Source organism: Maribacter aquimarinus (assembly GCF_047345505.1).
GTDB lineage: Bacteria > Bacteroidota > Bacteroidia > Flavobacteriales > Flavobacteriaceae > Maribacter.
In genome coordinates this window covers 1-5,775 of the sequence record NZ_JBLFEO010000006.1, presented here as the reverse complement: position 1 = coordinate 5,775, position 5,775 = coordinate 1, and the positions used below count along the sequence as shown (strand labels likewise).

General features: G+C 47.8%; 3 protein-coding genes and 1 pseudogene. All 4 read left to right on the top strand.

The window, feature by feature from the left end:
• A partial coding sequence (locus tag ACKWCC_RS05800; RefSeq protein ID WP_413994973.1) for an Ig-like domain-containing protein occupies positions 1-1,366 on the top strand: 1,366 nt, incomplete at its 5' end.
• A 10-nt stretch (positions 1,367-1,376) separates the two neighbouring features.
• Positions 1,377-2,330, top strand: a complete 954-nt coding sequence (locus ACKWCC_RS05795; RefSeq protein ID WP_413994972.1) for a PorP/SprF family type IX secretion system membrane protein — start codon at positions 1,377-1,379, stop codon at positions 2,328-2,330.
• A 71-nt stretch (positions 2,331-2,401) separates the two neighbouring features.
• Positions 2,402-4,282 carry an OmpA family protein gene (locus ACKWCC_RS05790; RefSeq protein ID WP_413994971.1) on the top strand — a complete coding sequence of 627 codons (1,881 nt, stop codon included), beginning with the start codon at positions 2,402-2,404 and terminating at the stop codon, positions 4,280-4,282.
• A gap of 800 nt (positions 4,283-5,082) precedes the next feature.
• Positions 5,083-5,775 (top strand): annotated as a pseudogene (locus tag ACKWCC_RS05785) (hypothetical protein); the annotation flags it as partial.

Sequence of the window (5,775 nt, the reverse complement as noted above, 5' to 3'; positions counted from 1 at the left end):
GAACGACCTTCCGGACACGGACGGCACGGAGGACGTGAACTACCGCGACCTGGACGACGACGGCGACGGCATCCCGACCGCGGATGAGGACGCCAACGGAGACGGCGACCCCACCAACGACGACTCGGACGGCGACGGTACGCCCGATTATCTGGACCCTGACATCCCGATGAGTGAATTGGATGTGGTGGACGATGTGGCCACCACCGAGGTGGATCTTCCCGTGGAAGTGGACATTCTTGCCAACGACTCGGGCATTCCCACGGATGGCACGCTCACGCTCACGGATCCGGCCAGTGGCACGGTGACCGTCAATGACAATGGAACCCCGGACGATATTTCGGACGATACCATCACCTACGTTCCCGATGCCGGGTTCCAGGGCACGGACACCTTTGAGTACACCGTTTGTGATGCGGCCGGCACCTGCGACACGGCGACGATCACCATCACAGTGGGCACGCCCCCCGTATTGGATGTGGTGGACGATGTGGCCACCACTGAGGTGGATCTTCCCGTGGAAGTGGACATTCTTGCCAATGACACGGGCATTCCCACGGATGGCACGCTCACGCTCACGGATCCGGCCAATGGCACGGTGACCGTCAATGACAATGGAACCCCGGACGATATTTCGGACGATACCATCACCTACGTACCCGATGCCGGGTTCCAGGGCACGGACACCTTTGAGTACACCGTTTGTGATGCGGCCGGCACTTGCGACACGGCGACGATCACCATCACAGTGGGCACGCCCCCCGTATTGGATGTGGTGGACGATAATGTTGCCACAACAAGCAACGTGCCCTTGGATATTGATATATTGGAAAATGATATAAACATTCCAGAGAACGGTGTGATCAGTATCAACCAGCCCACAAATGGTAATGTAGAGATCAATGACAATGGAACCCCTGAGGATATCACGGACGATTTTGTAACCTATGCCCCAGTCCCAGATTTTAGCGGCACGGATACGTTTGAGTACACCATCTGTGACACCGCCGGAAACTGTGATACCGCCATTGTTACCGTAGCCGTGGAGGCTCCCCAGGTGGTGGCTATTGAGGTCAACCAAATGCTTACCCCCAACAATGACGGCAAAAACGATTTCTTGTTCATTAGGGGCTTGGAAAATGTTAGAAGCAATACCTTGCGCATCTTCAATAGATGGGGGGTGTCTGTGTATGAGGGTGAAAACTACAACAATCAGAACAATGTTTTTGATGGTAGGTCACGAGGACGATCAACCCTGAGTGTGGATGAATATCTGCCCTCCGGTATATATTATTATATCTTTGAGTACGAGACCTTGGACGGTGAGACCAATGTGGACAATGAATACATTTATATCAGCAGGTAAAATAAAGCGTATGAATTTTGGTAAGAAAACATCGGTTTTACTCTTATTTTTATTGGGGATCGGTTTTGGCCTTAAGGCCCAACAGGATGCCCAATATACCCAATACATGTTCAATACCATAAGCGTAAACCCCGCTTATGCCGGGTCCCGGGGCCAGTTGAGCATAGCGGCGCTTCACCGTTCACAATGGGTGGGACTGGACGGGGCACCAAGGTCGCAAACCTTGAACATCCATTCTCCCATAAGGAACAGTAAGTTTGGTTACGGCTTTTCCATTGTAAATGATGAAATAGGGGACGGAGTGGTACAGGAAACCTATTTTGATGGTGTGGTATCCTACACCTTGGATGTGTCAAGGGAGGGCAAGCTGTCTTTTGGTCTTAAATTGGGAGGCAACAGATTGAACCTTGATTTTCTTGGTCTAAGGAATTTTGACCAGGAAACCATTGTGCAAGATAACATAGACAACCGGTTCTCGCCCAATTTTGGATTGGGTATGTACTATCATGACAATCGTTTTTATGCGGGCCTATCCGCTCCAAACTTGTTGGAAACGGAGTATTTTGACAATTCACAGACAGATGCAAACGCACCCCAGTTTCTTTCCAGGGAGCGCATTAACTTTTACTTGATCACCGGTTATGTCTTTGACCTTAACCCCAATGTGAAATTTAAACCGGCACTCCTTACCAAAGTGGTGGGCGGGGCGCCGTTACAGGTAGATCTTTCTGCCAATTTTATGTTCAGTGAAAGGTTTACCCTGGGGGCAGCTTATCGCTGGGATGCTGCCCTGAGCGCTTTGGTCGGTTTTCAGATTTCCGAACAGTTTATGTTGGGCATTGCCTACGATCGGGAGACCACTGCTCTTGGAGGCACCCAATTCAACGACGGTTCCTTTGAGATTTTCTTAAGGTTTGAGCTTGTACGTTCCTTTAATAGACTCGTTTCCCCACGCTTCTTTTAACATTTTGTACCATGGCAAAAAATAGCAAACGCTTCCTACTTTTAATTCTGATGGTTACTTCAGCTGGCCTTATGGGACAAGAACGGCTCCTGGAAAGGGCAAATGAAAAATTTGAGCAATACTCCTTCAGTCCGGCAATAGATATCTATAAAAAGGTATTGGACAAAGGGTACGTCTCAGCGGAGGTATTGAAAAAGCTTGGCAATGCCTATTACTTCAATGCCGATTATAAAGAGGCGGCCGCGATTTTTGAGCGTTTGGTAAAGGAGTTTCCCGAGAATGTGGAGGAAGAAGAGTTTTTTAAATACGCACAATCGTTAAAAAGTTTGGGCGATTATGATGCCTCCCAAAAGGTGATGGACCAGTTTTTGGAAATGACCTCTGGCGATCGCCGGGCCTTGAATTTGGATCGGGCCAGGGACTATATGGCAGAAATACGCAAGAACTCGGGCAGATACACCATTTCTGATTTTCCGCAAAACACCGAGTACTCAGAATTTGCACCTTCCTTTTATGAGCAGGGTCTCATTTTTGCCTCCGATCGGGATACGGGTAATTTGGCCAAATACCGCCATACCTGGAATTCAAAGGATTTTTTGGACCTCTATGAAATAAAGGGCGAAATCAAGAAGGGTGTTGGAGTGGTGAAATTGGGCGATAACATCAATACCAGGCTCCATGAGTCCACCTCCATTACCACCAAGGATGGTAACATCATGTACTTTACCAGAAACAATGTGGTGGAAGGAAAATATGCCAAGGATGCCGAAGGTTTCATAAGATTAAAGATTTTTAGGGCAAAGAGAATAGATGGGCAGTGGTTGGAAATTGAAGACCTTCCGTTTAACAGTGACGCGTATTCTGTGGCACATCCCGCTTTGAGTCCCGATGAAAAAACCTTGTATTTTGCATCGGACATGCCCGGTTCCATTGGAGCATCGGACATTTTTATGGTCACCATCAATGATGACGGTACTTTTGGGGCACCGGAAAACTTGGGGCCAAATATCAATACAGAGGCGCGGGAGACCTTTCCCTTTGTCACCGCGAACGAGACCCTTTATTTTTCTTCGGATGGACATCCCGGTCTGGGGGGGCTGGATATCTTTGGCACAAAAATCAAAAGAAAGGATTTTACCGGGAATGTAATGAACGTGGGTGAGCCCGCCAATTCAAACAAGGACGATTTCACCTATATCATTGACGAGGAAACCAAAGAGGGATTTTTCGCTTCCAATAGAGAGGGCGGACTTGGAAACGACGATATCTATGCATTTGTGGAAAACGAGCCCTTGATCTTTGACTGTGTTCAGAAGATAACGGGAACGGTGCGCGATAAGATATCGAACATGGTCCTGGTCGGTGCCACGGTGAAAGTGCTCAATGAAGACAATGAGGAGCTCACCACCACCTTTACGGATTCCAATGGGGAATATAGTTTGGTGCTGGATTGCAACCAAGGGAACTTTGTCAGGGCACTTATGGAGGGCTACACCCCATTTGAAGAATACATTGGCGTGTCCGATGGCAAGCCAAAAATCATAGACTTTTACCTGGAGCGCGACCAGGTCACAGCCGGTTATGGGGACGATTTGGCAAAACTACTTCAATTGAGCACCATTTATTTCGCTTTTGATAAATATGATATCACTAAAAGATCGGAAATTGAGATTCAGAAGGTCATAGCGGCAATGGAGAAATACCCAAGTTTAAAAATTAAGGTAAATGCGCATACGGACAGCCGTGGTCCAGCGGCTTACAACCTTTGGTTATCCCAAAAGCGGGCCGAAGCAACCGTGGCTTATATGATTGCCAAGGGAATAGCAGCAGATAGACTGTCCAGCGAAGGATATGGAGAAACCAGGCCACTTAACGAATGTGTTGATGGTGTGCGGTGCTCCGCAGAGAAACATGATGTTAACCGTAGATCGGAGTTCATCATTCAAGAATAGCGTTATTCTGTTTATGTTTCTTAAAGGCAGCCCAATGGGCTGCTTTTTTGTTGGGTAGATGCCGCCATTCCTATACGGCACGCCTTGATGGGGCCTTTGCCTGGGAATTGGTTCTTGAGGGAGTTGGGCAACAATGGAATAACTTTTTGGCAATGATATGATGTCTGGGCAATCCTGCCCGTGTTCCATACAATGGCCACTATTGCCGTATGGGATACCCGTACGTTATGGACGTATAATTTTAAATCTCCCCTTCTTTATGTTGATGCTTCCTTACATTTTTATGTTAACATTGAAGTGGTTCTAATCTTGGTACCCGTGTCATAATGCTTTTCTTTTTGTGGAAAAAGAAATGCTTAAATGCTCCTTATTTTCGTCTGTTCCCATATAGGTAATCGTCCATTTTAAAAATAAGGAACTTACCGGATGAAAGGGCTTTTTAAAAGGATGGTCCCGTTCCCCAACTATCATAAACCATAGGGTAAATCGATGAAGTGCAAGACGTTTTTTGCTTTGGTTTTAAGGCGGAGACTTCACTTTTCTGGGCTTAGACTGTGCGTTATCCCGCTTACACAACATTTATTTCTTGATGGAAGGGCTAAAGCTAATTTTGTAGGGAATTAGTTTGGCACGGAAGGTATTCTGCCAATATCAGCAATCAACAATTTATGTGTAAGCATATTACAACCACAAATGCACGGGCCATGGTTCAAAAGTATAATTTAAGGAATTCGGTTGTGGATAAGAGGTTTTTTTATATCCTATTTCTGTTCACCACTTTTGCATTTTCACAAACAACCGTGACACTCGAAGATCAATGTAATTGTGAGGTACTGAGTGGAACGGAGGTTTCGGCATCTGGAGCAGCCCTGCCAGCGGGTGCAGATGCCGGTGATATTTATGTCAATACCGATAGTGGTACCATTTATTTCTGGGACGGGGATTCCTGGGAACTCACAGCTACAGATGATCAACAGCTGCAAACGTTTAATTTTGATACCACTACCAACCAGCTTACACTTACACTTGAAAACGGAGGAACACTCAGTGTGGACCTGAGCTCCTTGCGCGATACGTTCAGTGAAACGACAAGCACCTTGGTGGCCAACGCCGACGGCACCTTCACCTACACCGATGAGGACGGTACCGCCACGACCATTGACGTCGCGAACCTGGAGACATTGACGAGCATCGCCCTGAACGCGGACGACACCAACATCGACTACACGGACGAAGCGGGCAACACCACGCAATTGGACCTTTCCAACATCGTGGCGAACCTGGAGACCTTGACCACCTTGGTGGCCAATGCGGACGGCACCTTCACCTACACCGATGAGGACGGCACCGCCACGACCATCGACGTCGCGAACCTGGAGACATTGACGAGCATCGCCCTGAACGCGGACGACACCAACATCGACTACACGGACGAAGCGGGCAACACCACGCAATTGGACCTTTCCAACATCGTGGCGAACCTGGAGACCTTG